Source organism: Duganella sp. BJB476 (assembly GCF_003416895.1).
Lineage (GTDB): Bacteria > Pseudomonadota > Gammaproteobacteria > Burkholderiales > Burkholderiaceae_D > Rugamonas.
Window position 1 is genome coordinate 474,895 of sequence record NZ_QVIO01000001.1, and the last position, 21,629, is coordinate 496,523.

20 protein-coding genes and 8 tRNA genes are annotated in these 21,629 nt (G+C 64.1%); 16 read left to right on the top strand and 12 right to left on the bottom strand.

Features of this window, described 5'->3' with window-relative positions; all coding sequences use genetic code 11:
* The first annotated feature begins 160 nt into the window (after positions 1–160).
* The 10 genes from D0T21_RS02090 (at position 161) to D0T21_RS02135 (ending at position 3,169) form a co-directional block, all read left to right on the top strand.
* Entirely contained in the window at positions 161–553 is a 393-nt protein-coding gene (locus D0T21_RS02090) for a VOC family protein (protein ID WP_116988191.1), read from the top strand.
* A gap of 30 nt (positions 554–583) precedes the next feature.
* Complete coding sequence (gene gltX, locus D0T21_RS02095; RefSeq protein ID WP_116988192.1) at positions 584–1,993, top strand: glutamate--tRNA ligase; 1,410 nt, start codon at positions 584–586, stop codon at positions 1,991–1,993.
* Between the two features lie 84 nt (positions 1,994–2,077).
* Positions 2,078–2,153, top strand: a tRNA-Ala gene (locus D0T21_RS02100).
* A 23-nt stretch (positions 2,154–2,176) separates the two neighbouring features.
* Positions 2,177–2,252: transfer RNA gene (locus D0T21_RS02105), tRNA-Glu, on the top strand.
* A 123-nt stretch (positions 2,253–2,375) separates the two neighbouring features.
* Positions 2,376–2,451 (top strand) — tRNA-Ala (locus D0T21_RS02110).
* A 42-nt stretch (positions 2,452–2,493) separates the two neighbouring features.
* Positions 2,494–2,569, top strand: a tRNA-Glu gene (locus D0T21_RS02115).
* A gap of 76 nt (positions 2,570–2,645) precedes the next feature.
* Positions 2,646–2,721 (top strand) — tRNA-Ala (locus tag D0T21_RS02120).
* 22 nt (positions 2,722–2,743) lie between these two features.
* A tRNA-Glu gene (locus tag D0T21_RS02125) sits at positions 2,744–2,819 on the top strand.
* Between the two features lie 152 nt (positions 2,820–2,971).
* Positions 2,972–3,047: transfer RNA gene (locus D0T21_RS02130), tRNA-Glu, on the top strand.
* 46 nt (positions 3,048–3,093) lie between these two features.
* A tRNA-Glu gene (locus tag D0T21_RS02135) sits at positions 3,094–3,169 on the top strand.
* 55 nt (positions 3,170–3,224) lie between these two features.
* Here D0T21_RS02135 and D0T21_RS02140 read toward each other — a convergent pair.
* From D0T21_RS02140 to D0T21_RS02150, 3 genes are all read right to left on the bottom strand, one after another.
* Complete coding sequence (locus D0T21_RS02140) at positions 3,225–5,234, bottom strand: S8 family serine peptidase (RefSeq protein WP_116988193.1); 2,010 nt, start codon at positions 5,232–5,234, stop codon at positions 3,225–3,227.
* Between the two features lie 11 nt (positions 5,235–5,245).
* The gene (locus D0T21_RS02145) at positions 5,246–5,539 is read right to left on the bottom strand and encodes a hypothetical protein (RefSeq protein ID WP_116988194.1); all 294 of its coding nucleotides are present in this window, start codon (positions 5,537–5,539) and stop codon (positions 5,246–5,248) included.
* Between the two features lie 94 nt (positions 5,540–5,633).
* Complete coding sequence (locus D0T21_RS02150) at positions 5,634–6,827, bottom strand: hypothetical protein (protein WP_116988195.1); 1,194 nt, start codon at positions 6,825–6,827, stop codon at positions 5,634–5,636.
* A gap of 163 nt (positions 6,828–6,990) precedes the next feature.
* On the opposite strand from D0T21_RS02150, the gene earP reads away from it, so the two are divergent.
* The 4 genes from earP to D0T21_RS02170 all read left to right on the top strand — a co-directional run bounded on the left by earP (position 6,991) and on the right by D0T21_RS02170 (position 11,769).
* Entirely contained in the window at positions 6,991–8,145 is a 1,155-nt protein-coding gene (gene earP, locus D0T21_RS02155; RefSeq protein ID WP_116988196.1) for an elongation factor P maturation arginine rhamnosyltransferase EarP, read from the top strand.
* 132 nt (positions 8,146–8,277) lie between these two features.
* Entirely contained in the window at positions 8,278–8,853 is a 576-nt protein-coding gene (locus D0T21_RS02160) for an elongation factor P (protein ID WP_116988197.1), read from the top strand.
* 182 nt (positions 8,854–9,035) lie between these two features.
* Positions 9,036–10,643: an amidase gene (locus D0T21_RS02165; protein WP_116988198.1), complete on the top strand. Its 1,608-nt coding sequence runs from the start codon at positions 9,036–9,038 to the stop codon at positions 10,641–10,643.
* Positions 10,644–10,752: 109 nt separating this feature from the next.
* The gene (locus tag D0T21_RS02170) at positions 10,753–11,769 is read left to right on the top strand and encodes an alpha/beta fold hydrolase (RefSeq protein WP_116988199.1); all 1,017 of its coding nucleotides are present in this window, start codon (positions 10,753–10,755) and stop codon (positions 11,767–11,769) included.
* Here the strand turns inward: D0T21_RS02170 and D0T21_RS02175 are convergent.
* From D0T21_RS02175 to msrB, 8 genes are read right to left on the bottom strand one after another with little or no spacing between them, the layout of a single operon-like run.
* Positions 11,762–12,496 (bottom strand): ABC transporter ATP-binding protein, encoded by a 735-nt coding sequence (locus D0T21_RS02175; protein WP_116988200.1) that lies wholly within the window; start codon positions 12,494–12,496, stop codon positions 11,762–11,764. The two genes, D0T21_RS02170 and D0T21_RS02175, sit on opposite strands and share 8 nt — an antisense overlap.
* On the bottom strand, positions 12,486–13,244 hold the full coding sequence (locus D0T21_RS02180) for an ABC transporter permease (RefSeq protein ID WP_116989326.1): 759 nt from the start codon (positions 13,242–13,244) through the stop codon (positions 12,486–12,488). Before D0T21_RS02180 ends, D0T21_RS02175 begins: the two co-directional genes overlap by 11 nt.
* Before the next feature lie 9 nt (positions 13,245–13,253).
* Positions 13,254–13,691: a hypothetical protein gene (locus D0T21_RS02185; protein WP_229211302.1), complete on the bottom strand. Its 438-nt coding sequence runs from the start codon at positions 13,689–13,691 to the stop codon at positions 13,254–13,256.
* Positions 13,688–14,272, bottom strand: a complete 585-nt coding sequence (locus tag D0T21_RS02190) for an SCO family protein (RefSeq protein ID WP_116988201.1) — start codon at positions 14,270–14,272, stop codon at positions 13,688–13,690. The genes D0T21_RS02185 and D0T21_RS02190 overlap by 4 nt, the downstream gene beginning before the upstream one ends.
* Positions 14,269–15,318 (bottom strand): ABC transporter substrate-binding protein, encoded by a 1,050-nt coding sequence (locus D0T21_RS02195; protein WP_116989328.1) that lies wholly within the window; start codon positions 15,316–15,318, stop codon positions 14,269–14,271. The genes D0T21_RS02190 and D0T21_RS02195 overlap by 4 nt, the downstream gene beginning before the upstream one ends.
* A gap of 35 nt (positions 15,319–15,353) precedes the next feature.
* Positions 15,354–16,067: a peptide-methionine (S)-S-oxide reductase MsrA gene (gene msrA, locus D0T21_RS02200; RefSeq protein ID WP_116988202.1), complete on the bottom strand. Its 714-nt coding sequence runs from the start codon at positions 16,065–16,067 to the stop codon at positions 15,354–15,356.
* 15 nt (positions 16,068–16,082) lie between these two features.
* A complete protein-coding gene (locus D0T21_RS02205) occupies positions 16,083–17,921 on the bottom strand; it encodes a cytochrome c biogenesis protein DipZ (RefSeq protein ID WP_116989329.1) in 1,839 nt (612 codons plus the stop codon).
* A gap of 15 nt (positions 17,922–17,936) precedes the next feature.
* Complete coding sequence (gene msrB, locus D0T21_RS02210; RefSeq protein WP_116988203.1) at positions 17,937–18,431, bottom strand: peptide-methionine (R)-S-oxide reductase MsrB; 495 nt, start codon at positions 18,429–18,431, stop codon at positions 17,937–17,939.
* A gap of 151 nt (positions 18,432–18,582) precedes the next feature.
* Between msrB and D0T21_RS02215 the strand changes: the two genes are divergently transcribed.
* Together D0T21_RS02215 and D0T21_RS02220 are read left to right on the top strand one after the other, a co-directional pair.
* Positions 18,583–19,299, top strand: a complete 717-nt coding sequence (locus D0T21_RS02215; protein WP_116988204.1) for a response regulator transcription factor — start codon at positions 18,583–18,585, stop codon at positions 19,297–19,299.
* Positions 19,296–20,789: a HAMP domain-containing sensor histidine kinase gene (locus tag D0T21_RS02220; RefSeq protein ID WP_116988205.1), complete on the top strand. Its 1,494-nt coding sequence runs from the start codon at positions 19,296–19,298 to the stop codon at positions 20,787–20,789. The genes D0T21_RS02215 and D0T21_RS02220 overlap by 4 nt, the downstream gene beginning before the upstream one ends.
* On the opposite strand, the gene D0T21_RS02225 is transcribed toward D0T21_RS02220, so the two are convergent.
* Positions 20,786–21,589, bottom strand: coding sequence for a helix-turn-helix domain-containing protein (locus D0T21_RS02225; RefSeq protein ID WP_116988206.1), 804 nt, complete (start codon positions 21,587–21,589; stop codon positions 20,786–20,788). The two genes, D0T21_RS02220 and D0T21_RS02225, sit on opposite strands and share 4 nt — an antisense overlap.
* Positions 21,590–21,629 lie beyond the last annotated feature (40 nt).

The window sequence follows — 21,629 nt, forward strand, 5'->3', positions numbered from 1 at the left end:
GAAAAGCGAATGGCGCTGCCGCGCCTTCGCTGATCTAAGCCGCAAGGCCTTGTTTTTACACCGGTTTTTCGCCTCCATCCAGCTGCCGGATAGCGAATAGCCGGGGCCGGGCGGACTCCGTAATCTGTGGCTTTCATCCACCAGATAAACGGAGTCCACCATGCGTTTAAACCACCTGAGTTTCCCCTCCAACGACGTCGCCGCGAGCGTCGCCTTCTTCGAGCGCCAGCTGGGCTGCCGGGTCGAACTGGCCGGCCCGATCAGCATCCTCAAGCGCGACGGCTTCGACATCGTCATCGAAGACTGCGGCGACCGTACCGCCGTCTGGCCGCACAACTTCCACCTGGGCTTCGAGCTGCCGAGCGCCGACGAGGTGCGCGCCTTGCACGCCCGATTCAAGGAGGAGGGCGTCACTATGAAAACCGAAGTGTTCTATCACGAACGCGGCTCGCGCTTCTTCTGCGAAGCGCCGGGCGGGCTGCTGTTTGAGATCAACACCCGCGCCGATGCGGAAGAGCGCTATCGCCGCACCTTCGCCGACGCGGTAAAATAGCTTCTTTTACATATAAGCACTCCTACATCGATGACTACCGCACCAGCCAAGCCAGTCCGCACCCGTTTCGCACCGAGCCCGACCGGCTACCTTCACCTGGGCGGCGCCCGCACGGCGCTGTATTCCTGGGCCTACGCCCGTCACTTCGGCGGCACCTTCGTGCTGCGCATCGAAGACACCGACCTCGAGCGTTCGACCCCGGAAGCGGTGCAAGCCATCATCGAGGGCATGGAGTGGCTGGGCCTGAGCCACGACGAAGGCCCGTTCTACCAGATGCAGCGCATGGACCGCTACCGCGAAGTCGTGGCGCAGATGCTGGAAGCGGGCACCGCCTACCACTGCTACTCGTCGCCGGAAGAAGTCGAAGCGATGCGTGAGCGCATGCGCGAAGCCGGCGAAAAGCCGCGCTACGACGGTACCTGGCGTCCTGAGTCGGGTAAGACCCTGCCGGCCATCCCGGCCGACCGCAAGCCGGTGGTGCGCTTCAAGAACCCGCTGGACGGCGAAGTGACGTGGGACGATTTCGTCAAAGGCACCATCACCATCGGCAACAAGGAACTGGACGATCTGGTCATCGCCCGTCCGGATGGCACGCCGACCTATAACTTCTGCGTGGCGGTCGACGACTGGGACATGGAAATCAGCCACGTGCTGCGCGGCGACGACCACGTCAACAACACGCCACGCCAGATCAACATCCTGCGCGCCATCGGCGCGCCGCTGCCGCTGTATGGCCACCTGCCGATGATACTGGGCGCCGACGGCCAGAAGATGTCCAAGCGTAAGGACGCCGTCAACGTCATGGATTATCCGGCGCAAGGCTATCTGCCGGAAGCGATCCTGAACTACCTGGCGCGCCTGGGCTGGAGCCACGGCGACGACGAAGTGTTCTCGATGGAGCAGGTGTGCGGCTGGTTCGACGGCACCCACCTGTCCAACTCGGCGGCGCAGTTCAACATCGAAAAGCTGAACTGGCTCAACAACCACTATATCAAGCAGGCCGACAACGAACGCCTGGCCGCGCTGGCCCAGCCGCGCATGCTGGCCGCCGGCGCCGTGTTCGAAGGCGCGCCTGCATTGCCGGCCGTGCTGGCGCTGATGAAGGAGCGCGTCAACACTGTCAACGAACTGGCCGACGCCGCCATGCTGTTCTACCGTGCGCCGCAGCCGGACGCCGCGCTGATGGCCCAGCACCTGACCGACGCCGTCAAGCCGGCGCTGGCGCAGTTTGCCGAGCGTTGCGCCACGGTGGAGTGGACCAAGGAAGCGCTGGCTGCGATGATCAAGGAAGTATTGGCCGCCAACACGCTGAAGATGCCGCAGATGGCCATGCCGCTGCGTTTGATCGTCACCGGCCAGCTGCAAACCCCGGCCATCGATGCGGTGTTGCAGATCTTCGGCCGCGAGGCAATTGTGGCGCGCCTGGCGAAATTTCTCTGATTCTGACTTGAATCCTGAGCAAAGTTGCAAAAGGGTATTTGCATAGCGCAGCTTCTTTGCTATACTCTTGTTTCTGCAGCAAACGGGGGTATAGCTCAGCTGGGAGAGCGCTTGCATGGCATGCAAGAGGTCAGCGGTTCGATCCCGCTTACCTCCACCACGTTGCAGAATTGGTTGTTCGCAGTCCCCATCGTCTAGAGGCCTAGGACATCACCCTTTCACGGTGAGTACGGGGGTTCGAATCCCCCTGGGGACGCCAAAGTTGTAGATGTTGTAGTTGACGTTGTTTGTACTGATTTGTTTGATGTTTGGCTTTACGCTGGATAGATACAAGTAGTGAAAACAAAAGTCGCGCAAGCGGCTTTTATTATTTCTGCGCCCGGGGGGTATAGCTCAGCTGGGAGAGCGCTTGCATGGCATGCAAGAGGTCAGCGGTTCGATCCCGCTTACCTCCACCACTGCGCGGAAGTGATGACGAAGGTAGTAACTGTAGTTCCGAGGTCCCCATCGTCTAGAGGCCTAGGACATCACCCTTTCACGGTGAGTACAGGGGTTCGAATCCCCTTGGGGACGCCAGCTTTGCCAGGCTGATGAGAGTAGTAAAAGTAGTACCTGCAGCACCGTAGTACGACAGAAGACTTTCTGCGCCCGGGGGGGTATAGCTCAGCTGGGAGAGCGCTTGCATGGCATGCAAGAGGTCAGCGGTTCGATCCCGCTTACCTCCACCATTAGCGCAGGAAGCACCGACATGTCCCCATCGTCTAGAGGCCTAGGACATCACCCTTTCACGGTGAGTACGGGGGTTCGAATCCCCCTGGGGACGCCAGCATTGCAAAAGCCGCCTTGAGCGGCTTTTTTGTTTTTGCGCCTGTTGCGGCCGTGTTGCAAGCTCGACTATGTTTCGACTTTTTCCTGTGAAAACAAGGGTTTGCTATTGCCAAGCGCGATAGAGACTGCTATGATTCGCGCCTTGGAAAAGTCCCCATCGTCTAGAGGCCTAGGACATCACCCTTTCACGGTGAGTACGGGGGTTCGAATCCCCCTGGGGACGCCACAGGATTTTTCCAAAACGTAGCACCGGCCAGTACGGACAGATTTCTGTCCCCATCGTCTAGAGGCCTAGGACATCACCCTTTCACGGTGAGTACAGGGGTTCGAATCCCCTTGGGGACGCCATTCAAGCAGTAAGCATGCAAAAAGCCGCCTTGTGCGGCTTTTTGCATTTCCGGAGCTACCACATGATGGGGTTGTACGGCTGCGGCAGCGGGAAGCGACCCAGCTGCGGCCATTGCGTGCTGTAGGCGGCCAGCTGCGCCGCCCGCGCCACGTCCAGCCCCAGCGGATCGTAGACCGCGCCACCGCCCATCAAGCCGCTCATTGCGCCGCCCAACTGCGGCGCCGCCATCATCGGCGACATCACGCCGGCCTGCTGCGGCGCCACCTGCACCGGCTGCTGGCTGACCTGCGTCTGCAAGCCCACCGCCACCAGCACATCCGGCATGCCGAAACCGGTGCGGCTCTGGTCGGCCAGGCTGACCCGGTGCGCACTGGCGCGAATGATCTGGAACAGCCGCTCGACCCGCTCGGCCCCGCGCGCCTTGTACTGCGGCGACTGGAAGTCCGGATGGTGCGCCAAGGTCAGCGCCGCCAGCCCGGTCACATGCGGCGTCGCCATCGAGGTGCCGTCCCAGGCCGCGAAATTATTCGGCGGCACGCAAGAGGTGATCGCCACCCCTGGCGCGCACACCGCCACCTGCGGTCCGAAGCAGCTGAACTTGGCCGTGAAATAACCGTAGGCGTCGACATTCTGGTCCAGCGTCTGCGCGTGATAGCTGTCGGCCGGGAATTCGTCGAGCTTGCCCACCGCCGCCACCGCCAGCACGTTGGGTGACGAGGCCGGGTATTGCACCGCGCCGCCTGAATTGCCGGCCGCGACGATGCAAGCGATGCCGGCCCGCTTGGCGCGCACGATCTGCTGCTCCAGCGCTTCCGACACCTCGGCGCCGCCCAGGCTCAGGTTGACCACGTCGATCTGCTTGTCGATGCAGTATTCCAGCGCATCGATCAACTGGCTGATCTGACCGCCGGGGAACAGCTTGCAGGCATGTACCTCCGCGTCCGGCGCAAAGCCGCGTATGCCGGAGGCGATGTCGGCCGCCGCGATCACGCCGGCGCAGTGCGAGCCGTGGCCCAGCGTGTCCTGGTCCCAGCCGTCGGGATTGGTCTTCTTGTTCAGGACGTCGAAGCCGGCCTTGATGTCTTTCAGGTTGGCGTGGGTGGTGGCCGCGCCGGAATCGATGATGGCGATCTTGATGCCCTGGCCGCGATAATTGCCGGGCAGCTGATCCAGGCGCATCGCCTTCTGGCCCCAGCCGTAGGCGCGCTGGCGCGGGAAGCCGGCCAGCGACGGCCAGTCCGACAAGGCGCGTAACGACACGACATTGGCCTCGTCGGTGCTGATGTCGGGGTCGCGCTGGTAGAAGCTCCAGTAGTCGGACTTGGGCTTGACGTACAGGCCGCGCACCGATTCCGGCGTCTCGCCGAACAACGACAGCGTGACTTGTCCGTTGGCGTCGGTCACGCCGCTGGCCGGCAGCATGCTGCCGAACAGCGACACTTCCGCTTCCGCCTGCGGCGCGCCGTCCTTGCCGATTACGCTGACGACGGCGTTGAGTACCGGGCCACCGCCAGCCGACATCACGCCGGTCACCATCGCCGGCTGGCGCAGCGCCGGATCCATCAGGTTCAGGTGCTGGTCGTTTTCCACCAGCAGCCGGCCCTGGCCTTGCTGGTGCAGCACGGCGGCTTTCTGTTCCGTCATGCGTGCCACCAGCACGCCTTGCGAGCCGCCCATGCCATCGGCCAGCGCGCCGAGCACGGATTTCGGGCCGACCGTGTCGACCACCTCGATGTCATTGCTGCTGCGCAGAGCCTGTTCCAGCGCCGAGAATTGCAGTGGCTGGAAACTCAGCGCCTGCAAGCCGTCGGGCTGACGCGGCGCGATCACATACTGCTTCCTGCGCGCGCCGACTGCGCGGCCGCCGCCGCTGGCCGTGCGTTTGCCGGGCTCGCCGGCGGCATCGGCCGCCGCGTCGCCGGCAGCTGCCATCGGACTGGCGCCGGAGCCGCTGGAACCGCGCGACGAGCGGCCGGGGTTTTCTGTGGAGCTGGTAGTTTCGCCGCCGCCGGAAAGCGTGGTATCCGGGGACGACGAGACGCCATCGTTGGAGGGTTTGGGCATGGACTTTCCTTTCAAATCGGATCGGCCTGCTCGCGGTCGAATAGCGACAGCGGCTGGTCCGGTTCTATCGTCAATTGGTGGGAGGGCGTGCCGGTGCTGCGGAAATGCAGCTCCAGCACGCGGGCTTTGTCGGGACTGATTTCGACGACCACCGTATGCGGCTGGTCGTGCGGGCCGATGACGTCGACCACATTGATCTCGGGGTCGACGTCGGCCAGCGCCAGGAAATCGGCCAGCGGCGCGTCGTCGGTGGCATGGATCAGATACCTGGCCTTCTTGGCTTGCGCGCCTTGGGTTTCAAACATGAGGGTCTCCTTGAAAAGTGCAGCGCCCTCCGCGGCCGCCGCCGTCGGAGGGCAGGGGACGGCAGGGCCGTCCGGTCAGCGCCTCAGCGCCCGGTCAATGCAGGGTTTGGCCGCCATACAAACCGTTGCCGGCGTTGGCCAGTTGCGCCTGCTGCGTCAGCTGGGCCAGTTGTGCCTGTTGTTGCGCATAAGCCGCCGTCACCGGATCGACGCCGAACGGCAGCATGCCGCCCAGCTGCCCGGCGATGCCGCCGATGGTGTTGCCCAGTCCCGAATTGCCGAACGCGCCGCCGATGGCGCCGCCCAGCGGCTGCGCCACGCTCTTGATGAGGTTGCCGAACCAGCCCTGAGGCGCCAGCCCTTGCAGCTGTTGCAGCTGCGCGTCCTGGGCTTGCTGCGCATAGGCTTGCGTCACCGGATCGACGGCGAACGGCAGCATGTTGGCGATGTTGGGCACCGAGTAGCCGATGCCGGGGCTGCCGATGGCGGTCCGGCCGAAGATGGGTGGGCTGATGATGCCGGTGTTGCCGCGCTGGCGCAGCAGGTCGCTGAAGTAGCCCTGCGGCGCCAGGCCTTGCGCTTGCAGCTGCGCCGCCTGCTGTGCATAGGCTTGCGTCACCGGATCGGCCGAGAAGGGCAGCATGCCGCCCAGCTGGCCGGCGATGCCGCCGATGGTGTTGCCCAGTCCGGAATTGCCGAAGGCGCCGCCTATCATGCCGCCCAGCGGCTGCGCCACGCTCTTGATGATATTGCCGAACCAACCTTGCGGCGCCAAGCCTTGTGCTTGCAGCTGTTGTAGTTGTTGGAGCTGGGCTGCCTGCTGGGCGTAAGCTTGCTGCACCGGATCGGCCGCGAACGGCAGCATGCCGCCCAACTGGCCGGCGATGCCGCCGATGGTGTTGCCCAGGCCGGCGTTACCGAAAGCGCCGCCGATGGCGCCGCCCAGTGGTTGTGCCACGCTCTTGATGATGTTGCCAAACCAGCCCTGTGGTGCGAGCTGGGCCTGTTGCAGCTGTTGTAGTTGTTGCAGTTGCTGTTGTTGTGCTTGTTGTGCGTAGGCGGCGGTCACAGGGTCGACGCCCAGTGGCAGGAAGGAGCCGCCGATGCCGCCGGCCGCCTGGCCGATCTGGCTGCCGAGATGGGAATTGCCAAACAGCCCGCCGATGCCGCGGCCGATCAGGCCACCCAGCGGTGCGCCCAGCAAGCTGCCGAAGAAACCTTGCGGCGCCAGGCCGCCCAGTTGTTGTGGTGCTAGTTGTTGTCCATAGTATTGTTGATACTCGTTCATGACATCTCCTTGTTGTGGTTGCTATTAGCCAGCGCTGTCCACGTGCCGCATGGACCTGCGCTGGAAGGGATTGGACTGGGCCTGTGGGCGGAAGTTTTGGTATTCTTGGTGGCCCTCGCACGTTAATCAGGTATCATCCAGCCTCACGTTTTTCCGACTCATCATGAATAAATTTCGCCGCCTCGATCTGTTCTGCCGCGTCGTCGATAACTACGGCGACATCGGCATCTGCTGGCGCCTGGCGCGCCAGCTGCGGCGCGAGCACGACATCGCCGTCACGCTGTGGGTCGACGACCTGGCCAGCTTCCGTCGCATCTGTCCCGAGGTCGACACCGCCGCCGACAGCCAGCAGCTCGATGGCGTGCGGGTGCGCCACTGGCGCGACCAGGACGGCGCCTTCACGCCGGGCGACGTGGCCGACATCGTCATTGAATTCTTCGCGGTCGACATCCCGCCCGGCTACATCGAGGCGATGGCGCAGTGCGAGCCGCGCCCGGTGTGGTTCAACCTGGAAGGCCTGACTGCCGAGGAGTGGGTCGAAGGTTGCCATCGCCTGACGTCGCCGCATCCGCGCCTGCCGCTGACCAAGCATTTCTTCTTCCCCGGCTTCACCGACAAAACCGGCGGCCTGCTGCGCGAGGTGGAGTTGGAACAGCAGCGCGTTCAGTTCCAGTCCTCGCCGGCGGCGATGGCGCAGCTCCTGGCGCGCTTCGGCGTTACGCCGGGCGAGCTGGCGGCCACCAAGGTCTCGCTGTTCTGCTACCCGCACGCGCCGGTCTCGGCGTTGCTGGATGTCTGGCGCCAGGGCGACCAGGCCGTCACCTGCCTGGTGCCGGAAGGTGTGGCGGCCGAGTCGGTGCAAGCCTTCCTCGGCGCCGAAGCCAGGGCCGGCGCCAGCGCCACCGATGGCGCGCTGACGCTGCGCGTGCTGCCTTTCGTGCCGCAGCCGGACTACGACAAGCTGCTGTGGGCTTGCGACCTGAACTTCGTGCGCGGCGAGGATTCCTTCGTGCGCGCGCAGTGGGCCGGCAAGCCTTTTGTCTGGCACATCTACCCGCAGGACGAAGACCTGCACCACAAAAAACTGCGCGCCTTCCTGCAACGCTACGCCGTCGAACTCGACGCGCTGGCCGAATTTTCGCTGCGCTGGAACGGCGCGCCGACGGCGGGCGAGGGCAGCGGCTGGCCGACGCTGTGGCAAGCGTTCGCGCGCCAGATGCCGGCGATGCAGGCGCGCGCCGGCGAGTGGCAGGCGCAAATGCTGGCCCACGGCGACCTGGCCGCCAATCTGATGGCGTTCGCCGCCACGCTGAGATAGGCGGTGCGGGAAAAACAAGGTATAATGCCGGGTTAATCTCTAGCGCATTTTTACCCGATCAACCGTGAGCTTTGGGCGTTCAGCCTGGCGACAGATGATTTTTACGCAACCTACTTTTTACGTACACTCTCTATGAAACCTGCAAAAGAAATTCGTGTTGGCAACATCATCATGGTTGACAGCAAGCCTATGATCGTTCTGCGCTCCGACGTCAACGGTTCGAGCCGCACGGGCTTCACGTACAAATGGAAGATGAAGAATCTTCTGACCAACACCCCGATGGAAAACGTGTTCCGCGGCGACGACAAGTTCGACGTAGTCGTTCTGGACAAGAAGCCAGTGACCTACTCGTACTTCGCCGATCCGCTGTACGTGTTCATGGACACCGACTACGAGCAATACGAAATCGAAGAAGAAAACCTGGGCGAAGCGCTGAACTACCTGAAAGACGGTATGGAATGCGAAGCCGTGTTCTACGACGGCAAAGCGATCTCGGTTGAACTGCCAACCACCATCGCACGCCAGGTCGTGTACTCGGAGCCTGCGGTTAAAGGCAACACTTCGGGCAACGTCCTGAAAGAAGCCAAGATCGAAAACGCCATCGAAGCCCATCGCCACACCGTGCAAGTGCCGCTGTTCGTGAGCCAGGACGACGTCATCGAAATCGACACCCGTACCAACGAATACAAGCGTATCGTTCGTAACTAATCGGTTTTTATGCCAAAAAAGCACGCTCGCATCATGCCAGCGTGCTTTTTTTATTGGAAGTTAGTAATTATTTGCTGATTTGTAATAATTTCTGTGGTGTAGGTGGCAACACGCTGATATATTTATGCGATGCAATAAATAGTGCGCATTGGTGATCAGTTAAAACCACTCACGAGGATGGCATGGATCGCAGGGAATTTGTTCGTATCGGCGTGGCCGCAGGGGCCATGGCGGGCAGCAACCGGGTGCTGGCGGCGCAGGCCGGTGCGGCGTCCAAGCTCGGCCCCGGTGGCATCCTCGATGCCGGCGTCTGGGAACAACAGCAGATGATGGAGGCCGGCAAACTGACCTCGCACTCGCTGACCTCGCAATACCTGGCCCGCATCAAGACCATCGACAAAGCCGGCCCCCGCCTCAACGCCATCATCGAAATCAATCCCGAAGCGCTGAAGATCGCGCTGGACATGGACCGTGAGCGCAACCTCAAGCGCGTGCGCGGCCCGCTGCACGGCATCCCCGTCCTCCTCAAAGACAACATCGCCACCGGCGACCGCATGAGCACCACCGCCGGCTCGCTGGCGCTGAACGGCATCCGCGCCGCGCGCGACGCCCACGTCGCCGCCCAGTTGCGCGCGGCCGGCGCCGTCATCATCGGCAAGACCAACCTGAGCGAATGGGCCAATATGCGCTCGACGCATTCGGTCAGCGGCTGGAGCGGGCGCGGTGGACTGACCTTGAATCCATATTCGCTGGACCGCAATTGCAGCGGCTCCAGCTCCGGCTCGGGCGCGGCGATTGCCGCCGGCCTGGCCACGCTGGCGGTCGGCACCGAGACCGACGGCTCGATCGTTTCGCCGGCATCGATCTGCGGCCTGGTCGGCATCAAGCCGACGCTGGGACTGGTGAGCCGCAGCGGCATCATCCCGATCGCCCACTCGCAGGACACGGCCGGCCCGATGGCGCGCAGCGTCGCCGACGCCGCCCTGATGCTGGCCGCGATGACCGGCGTCGATGCGATGGATCCGGTCACGCAGGAGGGCGCTGGCAAGGCAGGCGATTACCGCGCCGCGCTGGAGAAGGGCGGCTTGAAGGGCAAGCGCATCGGCGTGGCCCGCAACTTCTTCGGCACCAACGACGAGCTGGACGCGGTGATCGAAAAAGCGCTGCTGGACCTGAAGGCGCAGGGCGCGATCCTGGTCGACACCGAAGTCCCCAACGTCAGCAAATACGGCGACAGCGAGACCGAAGTGCTGCTGTACGAATTCAAGGCCGACCTGGCGGCCTACCTGAAGGACTACGCACCGCACGCGCCGGTGTCCAACATGGCCGACGTCATCGCCTTCAACCAGAAAAACCACCAGCATGAGCTGCCGTACTTCGGCCAGGAATACCTGGAGCGATCGCAGGCCAAGGGCGATCTCGACACCCCGGCCTACCGCGACGCGCTGGCCAACAACCAGCGCTACTCGCGCGCCGAAGGCATCGACCAGGTAATGCGCGAGCACCAGCTCGACGCCCTGGTGGCGCCGACCGGCGGCCCGGCATGGCTGACCGACTTCATCAACGGCGACCACTTCGGCGGCAGCTTCTCGTCGCCGGCGGCGGTGGCAGGCTACCCGCACATCACGGTGCCGGCCGGGTATGTACACGGCCTGCCGGTAGGCTTGTCCTTCGTCGGCGCCGCCTACAGCGAAGCTTCGCTGATCCGCATGGCCTACTCCTACGAACAGGCTACGCTGCACCGCCGCGCCCCGCAATTCCCCGCCAGCGTCTCCCTCGCCGTCCGCTAAAGTGAGGGTCAAGTCTGACATTCGGACACGAGCACAGCTGTAGTAAAATTGACAAGCTTGAGCCCGTGTCCGAATGTCAGACTTGACCCCATTTTTAAGGATGAGCTGAATGACTAAACCTTTGTTCCGTCTTGAACTGCTGGCGCTGGCCGCCGCTGCCGTTTCCCCTGTATTGGCGGCTTCCGTCGTGAAGAGCGATGGCGGCCGTGCGTTTGCCAAGCCGCAGCAGCTGATCGATGTCGGCGGCCGCAAGATGAATCTGCATTGCAGCGGCGAGGGCGCCACCACCGTGCTGTTCGACTCGCCGTCCGGCGACGCCGGTTGGGCTTGGTTCAAGGTGCAGCCGGAAGTAGCCAAGCACACGCGCGCTTGCGTGTTTGACCGCGCCGGCTTCGGCTTCAGCGATCCTGCCACTCGCCCGAACACCTCCGAGAACGTGGCCGAGGATCTGCACAAGCTGCTGGCAAGCGCCGACGTCAAGCCGCCGTATATCCTGGTTGGCAATTCGCTGGGCGGCGCCAACGTGCAGGTCTACACCTATCGCTATCCGGACGAGGTCAAGGGCCTGGTGCTGGTCGAAGCGCAGCACGAAGACGAAACCAGCCGCCTCGATAAAGTCACCGATGGGAAGATCAAGCAGATCTACGGCATGGTCGAGCAGCAGAACCAGTACTGCCTGGCCGCTGCCAGCAAAGGCAAGGGCATCGCCGCCGGCAGCGAGCAGCAGAAGAACTGCATCGGCGATCCGTCGACTTTCTTCGGCCCTGCGCTTGGCCCGGTGGTGCTGGCGAAGGAGCGCAAGCCGGTCTACTGGCGCACCACGGTGGCGGAATGGAATGCGATGAAGGATAGCGATGAGCAGTTGCGCGCCTTGCGCCGCCCGCTCGGCGACCTGCCGCTGGTGGTGCTGACGCGCGGCGTGAGCCCGTATGCGGTGCCGAACCAGCCGCAAAGCGCGCTGAATAAAGCGATGGAAGACGAGAACGTCGCGATCCAGAAGCAGATGGCCGCGCTGTCCACGCGCGGCACGCAGCGTATCGTGGCCGGCGCCGGCCACGGGATTCAGGCCGACAAGCCTGAAGCCGTGACCGAGGCCGTATTGGAAGTACTCAAGCAGGTCAAATAGTCACGCCCAGTTCGCGCAGGATCTGTTCCTTCATCTCCTGGAATTCAGGGCGGGACAGCTTGCGCGGATGCGGATGCGGGACGTCGAACGATGCCTGTATCCGCGTCGGACGCGGCGACAGCACCAGGATGCGGTCCGCCATGAACAGCGCTTCCTCCACATCGTGCGTAATCAGGATCACCGTGTGGCGCTCCTCGGAAAGGATGCGCAGCAGTTCGGTGCGCATCTTCAGGTTCATCAACGCGTCCAGCGCGGAGAAGGGCTCGTCCATGTACAGGATCTCCGGCTTGACCACGAAGGCCCGCGCCAGCTCCACCCGTTTCAGCATGCCGCCCGACAGCTCGTGCGGATAGCTGTTCTCGAAACCCTTCAAGCCCACCATCTCCGCATAGTGATCGGCCAGCGCCGACTTGTCGCCATGGCCATTGCCGGTCAGACCGAACATCAGGTTCTGCTGCACCGTCAGCCACGGGAACACCGAGCCATGCTGCGAGATCGCGATGCCCTTGGGACTAGGCCCGCGCCGCACCATGCCGTCGATGCGCACCTCGCCCTCGCTGGGCTGCTCGAAGCCGGCGATGATCTTCATCAGCGTCGATTTGCCGCAGCCGGACGGGCCGACGATGGCGACGAATTCGCCGTCCTTCACATCCAGGCTGACACCGCCGACCACCGGCAGCTCCTTGAAGTTTTTCTTGATATCGTTGACGACGATTTTAGCGTCCATAGCGCCACCTTACCGATTTGAGGCCTTCGAGTTTGCGCATCACCGCGTCCAGTATCAGGCCGATGATGCCGATGATGATCATGCCGGCGATGACCAGGTCATAGCGGTTGCCGGCGTTGCGCGAGTCCATGATCAGGTAGCCCAGGCCGGAGCGCAGCGCGATCATCTCGGCCGCCACCACCACCAGCCACGCCACGCCCAGCGCGATGCGCATGCCGACGATAATCTCCGGCAGCACCGCCGGTATGATCACCTGCCGGAACAGGGTGGCCTTCGACACGCCGAAGTTCTCCGCCGCCCGCAGGTAGCGCCGCTCGATGGTGTGCACGCCGGACGCGGTCTGCACGATCATCGGGAACACTGCGGCGATAAAGATCAGGAAGATCGGCGACAGGTTGCCCACGCCGAACCACAGGATCGCCAGCGGTATCCACGCAATCGGCGAGATCGGCCGCAGGATCTGGAAGATGGGATTGAGCGTGATGTAGGCGCCGTCCACGCGGCCCATCCACAGGCCCATCGGGATGGCGACCAGCGCCGCCAGCCCGAAGCCGGTACCGACCCGGAACAGCGAGGCGCCGATATGCTCCCACAGCGTGCCGTCTTCGGCCAGCTCCAGCGTGCCGGTCACCACTTGCAGCGGCGTCGGGAAGATCACGCTCTCGGTCTGCACCACGACGATCCACCACAAGGCGATCAACGCGGCCAGCACCGCCAGCGGCGGCAGGATTTTCTTGAGTTTTTCCATAACGTCCAATTAAGTTGAGAACATACGCAGGGCGCGCCATTTCAGGCGCGGCCAGCCGGCGGGCGGCATGGCGTCGACCACCACCCGCATTTGCCCGCTGGCGTGCGCGGTGCAGGCGAAGTCGTTGACGGAGACGGTTTCAAACGGCAGCCGGAAGCTCTGGCCCGGCATGATCAGCACCGGCCCGAAAATCTGCGGCACGCTGTCCTTGTTGCGCAGCAGGAGCACGTCGTTCGCGCCCTGCGTCAGATGAATTTCGGCAGGCAGGATCTCCACCTTGTCGCCGGCCATGCGGCGCGCCCAGGTGCCGTTGGGGATTTCAAACAGCTCGTCGCGCGAGGGCAGGGTGAGCGGCGCCAGCGCGGCCCATGCGCACAGGGCTACGACGGCGGTAGCGGCAAGACCCAGCGCGATGGCGGCCGGTTTGCGTAGACGCTGCGTACTCAATTCTTCAACAGCAGCGTGGCGTCGTGCACGACGTCGGCGGCGGTGCGTCCGAACGGCAGTAACGCGCGCAAGCTTCCCTTGCGATCGACGAAGTACAGGTACGAGGAATGGCCGACGATGTAATCGGTCTTGCTACCATCGATCATTTTTTTGGTGGCGGTGATGCCATAGTCCTGGCGTACGCGCGCCATCTGCTGCGGCGTGCCGGTGGCGCCGATAAAGGTCGGATCGAAAGCGCGCAGGTAATTCCGCATGCGCTCGGGCGTATCGCGCTCGGGATCGACGGTGACGTAGATGACCTGCAGCTGGCTGGCCTGTGCGCCCATCTGCCGGCGCGCCTCCGCCAGCATCCCCAGCGACACCGGACATACATCCACGCACGAGGTGTAGCCGAATTCCAGCAGCACCAGCTTGCCGCGGTACTGGCTCAGTTTCAGTTCCTTGCCGTCCGAGCCGCGCACCGTGAAGTCGGGCGCCATGCGTGGCGGATCGAACACACCGGCCTTTAGACCGAGAGTATCGGCCGCTTGCGCGCCGAACGCGATCGACATCGCCAGTAACGCAACTTTCAGCTTGCTCATATATTGATGGCGACCGGCTTGATGGCCTTGACGAAGCTCTCGTCCACATACGACTCGTAGGCGATGGGGTGTTTGATGGTGCCTGCTTCGATCGACAGCTGCATCAATTCGTCGAACTCGGCGCGTATCATGCGCAGGTCGCCGTAGGTCACGCGGTCGGTCGGGTTCTGCATCACGAAGCGCAGGATGTTCGGATCCTGGTTGAAGTACTTGCGGCCGGCGGCGATGGTGATCGCCTTCTCGCGACTGACGGGCGTGGAGTCGAGCCAGCTGCCGGCGGCCTGCACATAGTTGACCAGCTCCTGCACCAGTGGGCGGTTTTCCTTGATCAGTTCTTCGCGCACCGTCAGCACGCAGCAGATGTAGTTGCGCCACTCGTCGCGTGTCATCGCCAGCGGACGGGCGTAGCCGGCGCGCTGCGCGGCGGCGCCGAAAGGCTCGCCGGTGCAGTAGCCGTCCACCGCCTTGGCGTACAGCGCGGCCGGCATGTCCGGCGGCGCCATCTCGACGATCTCGATGTCCTTGGGTGTCATCTTCTCGCGCGCCAGCATTTTGCGCAGGAACAGGAAGTCCACCGCGAAGCGGCTTGGTATGGCGATACGCTTGCCGCGCAGGTCGGAGAATTTTTTATAGGCCGAATCGGTGCGCACCATGATGACGGCGCCCGAACGGTGGCCCAGCGAGACGATCTTGACCGGGATGCGCTTGTCGGCCAGGTCCATCACCAGCGGCGCCAGCATGTAGGCGGCCTGGATGCGGCCCGTCATCAGCGACTCCTTGACCTCGGGCCAGCCATTGTATTTGCTGTACTCGAAGCCGCGCGGCAGCGCGCCCGGCTTGCCCGCGTCGGCGGCTTTCGCCATGCAGGCTACCGGCAGCGTCAGATTGCAGGTGACGGGAAGGCCGCCGACCTGGATGGGGGCATCGGCAGCGCGCGCGCTGGACGGCAAAATCAGCGGCAGCGCAGGCGCGGCGGCGGACAACAGGCCGCCCAGCAAGCGGCGGCGCAGCGGTGAATCGGGGGAGGGATCGTCTCTGGTATCCATGGCGCCTGGCCGCATAGTATTTTGCTGTAATTGTACTACAGCCCCTTGCGGACCAGCACCGGATCGGCGCGATACACATCCGGCGCGATACGCTTCAGGTTCTCGACCTTCGGCAGGTCGTTGAAGGCGATGTACGGATGGCTGGGGTGCAGCGTCAGGAAGTTCTGGTGATAGGTCTCGGCTGGGTAGAACGCCTTGTCCATTTCGATCCTGGTCGCCAGCGGTTTCCTGAACACGTGCGAGGCATCCAGCTGAGCGATGTATTTTTCCGCCACGCTGCGCTGCACCGGCGTTTGCGGGAAGATCGCCGAACGGTATTGCGTGCCGCTGTCCGGGCCCTGGCGATTGAGCTCCGTCGGATTGTGCGCCACCGAGAAGAAGATCTGCAGCAGCTTGCCGTAGCTGACCTGCGCCGGATCGTAGGTGATCTTCACGCTCTCCGCGTGGCCGGTGTCGCCGCCGCTGACGGCGTCGTAGTTGGCGCTGCGGCTGTCGCCGCCGGCATAGCCTGAGACGGCGTTGCTGACACCCTTCACGTGCTGGAACACGCCTTGCACGCCCCAGAAGCAGCCGCCGGCAAAGATCGCAGTGGCAGCGTGTTCGGCGCCAGCCGGTTCGTCGACCGCCGGTGGCGCGATCACCACCGCGACTTCCGCCGATTCCGCCGGCTGCTGCCACAACGCCACGCCGAAGATGGCCGCGCCGACCAGCGCGGCTGGGCCGCCCCAATTTTTCAGGATACTGTTCATGATGTGCTCTCCGTTTCAACCAAAGGTAAAGGCGTAGGCTTGCACGCCGGGATCGAGGAATTCAATGCTGAAGGTGCGGTCGGCGATGCTGCCGGACTGCCGCACCAGCTGATACAGACGCTGGCCGGTGATGGTGCCGCTGCCATCGACGCCGACGTCGGTGCCGTGGTTTGCGCCGGGTGCTGCGCCGTCTATCGTCACGCGGAAGCGCACCGGTTTGCCATCCTTGCCGGGACCGAGCACCAGGTGCAGGTCGCGCGCATGGAAGCGGTAGACGATACGGCCCGTGCCCTGGTTCAGTGTGACCTGGTCAGGCTGCGACAGCCAGTTGCCGGCCAGGCCCCATTGATTCAGCGCCGGCTGCGATGGAGCGGTGTAGCTGCGCGGCTGGTCCGCTGCCTGTCCCTCCGGCGAGGCGAAGTTTCGTGCGCGCTCGTAGCCCAGGTAGGTCTCCGGCGAAGCCACCTGGCCCATGTCGGCGGCCTGCTGCACGCCCTTGGCGTCTTCCGCGCTGACCACCGTGTTGGCGACGTCCTTGCGACCCGCTTCTTCCAGCAGCTGCTGGATCACCTGCTCGGACTGGGCGTATTCGCCTTCGCCGAAATGGTGATGACGGATCTGGCCCTTGGCGTCGATGAAGTAGTGCGCCGGCCAGTACTGGTTGCCGAACGCGCGCCAGATGGCGTAATCGTTATCGACGGCGACAGGGTAGGTGATGCCGAGGTCCTTGATCGCCTTGCGGACGTTGCCGATATCACGCTCGAAGGCGAATTCCGGAGCGTGCACGCCGATCACCACCAGGCCCTGGTCGCGATACTTTTCCGCCCAGGCTTTCACGTAGGGCATGGTGCGCAGGCAGTTGATGCAGGAGTAGGTCCAGAAGTCGACCAGCACCACTTTGCCTTTCAGCTGGGCTGCGGTCAGCGGCGCGGAGTTCAGCCAGTCGACTGCGCCAGTCAGCGGCGGCAGCTTGCCTTCCACCGGCAGCGTGTCGTCAGCCGGCCCCGCGCCGTGCATGGCTGGGCCCTTGCCGGTCATCGCCGTGCGCGACATCATCGCGCCACCAGCCATCATGGCGCTCGAGCCGTGCATGGCGTCGCCCTGCGGATCGTGCGGCGACAGCTTATCGATCAGCTTTTGCTCCAGCCCAGCCGTCGCCACGGTTGAAACCCGCGTCAACAGCCCGGTATCGAGCCCGCTGGCGATGGCTGCCACGCCGCCGAGCATGGCCACGCCCAAGCCGCGCCGTATCCATTCCCCCGCGCCCAATGAACGCTTCATCGCGCTGAAGACCTTACCGCCGATGAGCAGCGCCAACGCCAACGAAGTCGCCGCGCCCGCCGCATAGGCCAACAGCAGCAGCGTCGTCCCGGCACTGGCGCCGTTCAGCGCCGCGCCGGTCAGCACCAGGCCGAGCACCGGACCGGCGCAGGGCGCCCACAGCAGACCAGTCGCAATCCCGAGCAGGAACGACGCCCGCGCTCCTGACCAGACGCCGTCGCCCGTCGCAGCATCCGACGCCTGCGCCTTGCTGGACAGCTTGTCGCCCAGCGCCACCAGCGGCTTGGTCAAGCGATCCGCCAGATGCGGCAGCATCAAGGTCAGGCCAAAGAAGGCCATCAGCGCCATCGCCAGCCAGCGGCCATACTGGTTGGCCTGCACCACCCAGCCGCCGCCGACGGCAGCCAGCGTCGCCACCAGCGCAAAGGTCAGCGCCATCCCTGCCAGCATCGGCAGGCCACTGCGCACAAACGGCTGCCCCGTGCGCGCAAACACAAACGGCAGCACCGGCAAAATGCATGGGCTAACTATGGTCAGCGCGCCGCCCAGATAAGAAAGAAGTATCAACAGCATGATGTTCAACCTCCGTTAAGCCGCGCCGGGCGTGAAAGTCAGCGCCAGACCGTCGATGCAGTAACGCAGGCCGGTCGGTTCCGGGCCGTCGTCGAACACATCGCCCAGATGCCCGCCGCAGCGGCGGCACTGCACCTCCGCGCCACGGAAACCCAGCGACGTCGTGCGGCTGGTGTAGACGCCGCGTTCCAGCGGCTTCCAGAAACTGGGCCAGCCAGTGCCGCTATCGAACTTGGTCGCGGACGAGAACAAAGGATTCTGGCAGCCGGCGCAGAAGAATTTACCGGCGCGATGCTCCTTGTAGAGCGGGCTGCTGAACGGCCGCTCCGTGCCGCCGCGCCGCAAGATCTCATACTGCGCGGGCGAAAGCAGTGCGTGCCATTCGGCGTCCGTGTGGGTCACTTCCCAGGCCGGAGCCGGGGCGGCATGGACGGCGCGCCATTTTAAAGCTGCGGCGCCTGCCATCAGGGCGGCGCCGCTAGTCAGGAGAAATTTGCGTCTGGAAGTCATATGAACTCCATAAAGTGGAATGTCGATGCAGCCATTGTGGCCGGGAAGGGCTGGCGAAATCCTCACGTAAACTTCAATTAAATGTGATACTTTCCAACGCAGGAATCCCGCACAATGGCGGCATCCAGACTTTTACCCGGCCCGACTGACTATGGATTTACCAAAACGCGTCCTGATCGTTGAGGATGATATGCCCATTGCCGACCTGCTGCGCCTGCATTTGCAGGATGAAGGCTATCAGGTCACCCACTGCGCCGACGGCAACCAGGGCCTGGCCCAGCTGCGCACCGGCGGCTGGGATGCGCTGATCCTCGACCTGATGCTGCCCGGCGTGGACGGACTGGAGATCTGCCGTCAGGCGCGGGCGATGGCGACCTACACGCCCATCATCATCACCAGCGCCCGTTCCAGCGAAGTGCACCGCATCCTCGGCCTGGAGCTGGGCGCGGACGATTACCTGGTCAAGCCGTTCTCGGTGCTGGAGCTGGTGGCTCGCGTCAAGGCGCTGCTGCGCCGCGCCGACGCCATGGCCCGCAACCAGCGCAATGAATCCGGCGCGCTGGAACTGAACGGCGTGCGCCTCGATCCGCTGACCCGGCAAGCCCAGGTCGAAGGCCGCCCGCTGGACCTGACGCCGCGCGAATTTGACCTGCTGTACTTCTTCGTCAAGCATCCGGAAAAAGTGTTCTCGCGGCTGGACCTGCTCAACCAGGTGTGGGGCTACCAGCACGACGGCTACGAACACACGGTCAACACCCACATCAACCGCCTGCGCGCCAAGATCGAAGCCGATCCCGCCGACCCTGCCCGCATCCTGACCGTGTGGGGCAAGGGCTACCGCTTTGCCAACGGCGGGCCTGCGGAATGAACCTGAGCTTATCGCAGCGGCTGTCGCTGGTGTTCTCGGTGCTGCTGCTGGCTTGCTGCGGCGCGTCCGCATGGTTGCAGATCCGCGCCAACATCATGCATGAGAAGGAAGTGGTGCAGGGCCTGTCGCGCGGGCTGGCGCGCAGCATCGCGCTCGACGCGCAGCTGATGCATGCGAACAGCGATCCCGTTCCTGCGCCCGGTGCGCCGGCCAGTGAGGGCCTCGGCCCCGAAACGGTGCGCCGCTTGTTCGGTCAGCTGATGGTGGTCAATCCCAACGTCGAAGTCTACCTGCTGGACATGGACGGCCGCATCGTCGGCCACGCCGCGCCGGCCGGTCACTTGAAGCGCGACCATGTGAACCTTGAACCGATCCGCCGCCTGCTGGACAACCAGCCCTTGCCGATCCAGGGCGACGACCCGCGCAGCGACAGCGGCCGCAAGGTGTTCAGCGCGGCCGTGCTGCGCATGGACGAGCGCAAGGTCGGCTACATCTACGTCATCCTGCAAAGCGAGGAGCACGACCGGCTTGCCGCCCGCGCCACCGCCAGCTCGGTGCTGCGCACGACCTTGTGGTCGATGGCGATCGTGGCTTTGCTAGGGCTGCTGGCCGGCCTGGTTGCCTTCCGCCTGATCACGCGGCCGTTGCATCGCCTGACCGCGACCATGCGCCAGCTCGACACCAAGGCCGAGCAGCTGGTGCTGCCGCCGCCCAACGCCGGTGGGCGGCGCGACGAGATCGCGATCCTGGAGCGCACCTACGGCGAGATGGCCGAGCGCATCAACGAGCAATGGCAGACCATGCGCCAGCTGGATCATGAGCGCCGCGAAGTGGTGGCGAACATCTCCCACGACCTGCGCACGCCGCTTGGCTCGCTGCACGGCTACCTGGAGACTTTGTCGCTGAAGGACGAGACGCTGGATGCGGCGGGCCGCCAGCACTACCTCGGCATCGCGCTGGCGCAGAGCCGCAAGGTGGGGCGTCTGGCGCAGGCCTTGTTCGAGCTGGCGCGCCTGGAACATGGCGCGGTGGCTCCGGAGATCGAAGCCTTCTCGCTGAGTGACCTGATACAGGACGTGTTCCAGAAATTCGAACTGCGCGCCGAGGAAAAACAGCTGCACCTGAACGCCTTGCTGCCGCATCCGGCGCCGATGGTGCGCGCGGACCTGGGCATGATCGAGCGCGTGCTGACCAATCTGTTCGACAACGCGATCCGCCATACGCCGGCCGGCGGCACGGTGGAGATAACAGTGGAGCCGGGTGGACAAGGTCAGGTTCGCATCACCGTCAGCGATACGGGGCCTGGCATCCCGGCGGATATGGAGGAAGTGCTGTTCCGCCGCCCGTTCGCGCTGCGCGGCGAACACAGGGAAGGGGGCTTGGGCCTGTTGATCGTCAGCCGCATCCTGCAACTGCACGACAGCACCATCGAATTGGTCCGCATGCCGCAGCGCGGCGCCGTATTCCGTTTTGCGTTGGCGACGGCTTAAGCCAACTGCAAAGGCGCACGCCAGCCGTTCAGATAATGCTGCGGTGTCTTGCCGAGGATACGGCGGAACATCGCGCTGAACGCGCTCGGACTGGCATAGCCCAGCGCAGCCGCGATCTCGCCCACGCTGTCGCCGCGCGCCAGCCGGCCGAACGCTTCGGCCAGATGCACCTGCTGCACCCATTGGCGGTAGTGCAGTCCGGTCTCTTTTGGGAACAGGCGTATCAAGGTACGCGCACTGGCGCCGGCTTCGGCGGCCCAGTCCTCGATGGTGCGCGGGCTGCCCGGATCGTCCATGATGGCTTCGCACACTGCCAGCAGGCGCCGGTCGCGCGGCCAGGGGATGGCGATCGGCACCGTCTCCGCCGCCGCCAGTTCGGACAGGATCAGCATCGCCAGATGTTCGCCGCGTCCGGGCAGTGGATATTCGATCGGCTCATCCAGCAGCGACAGTATCAGCTCGCGCAGCAGCGGGCTGACTTCGATCACGCGGCAGCTGTCGCCGAAAGCCTGCGCCGCCCCGGCTTCGATGTAGATGGTCCGCATCGTCACGCGGCTTAGCGAGGTCCATTGATGCACCACGCCCGGTGGGATGAACAGCGCGCGGCGCGGCGGCAGTATCCACACGCCGAAGGCGGTCTTCACCTTCATCAGCCCTTCTGTGGCATACAGCAGCTGCGCGCGTTCGTGACTGTGCGGCGCCACCGATACACCGTGCACCTCGTCGCGCGCCATCGCCGTGACGACGCGTGGCACGCGCTGGTAATCGCGATGATCGCTGCTGCGTTTGAGAGCCTTCATTTGTCACTTATTCGACGAAAAATGGAATATATCGTGTTTT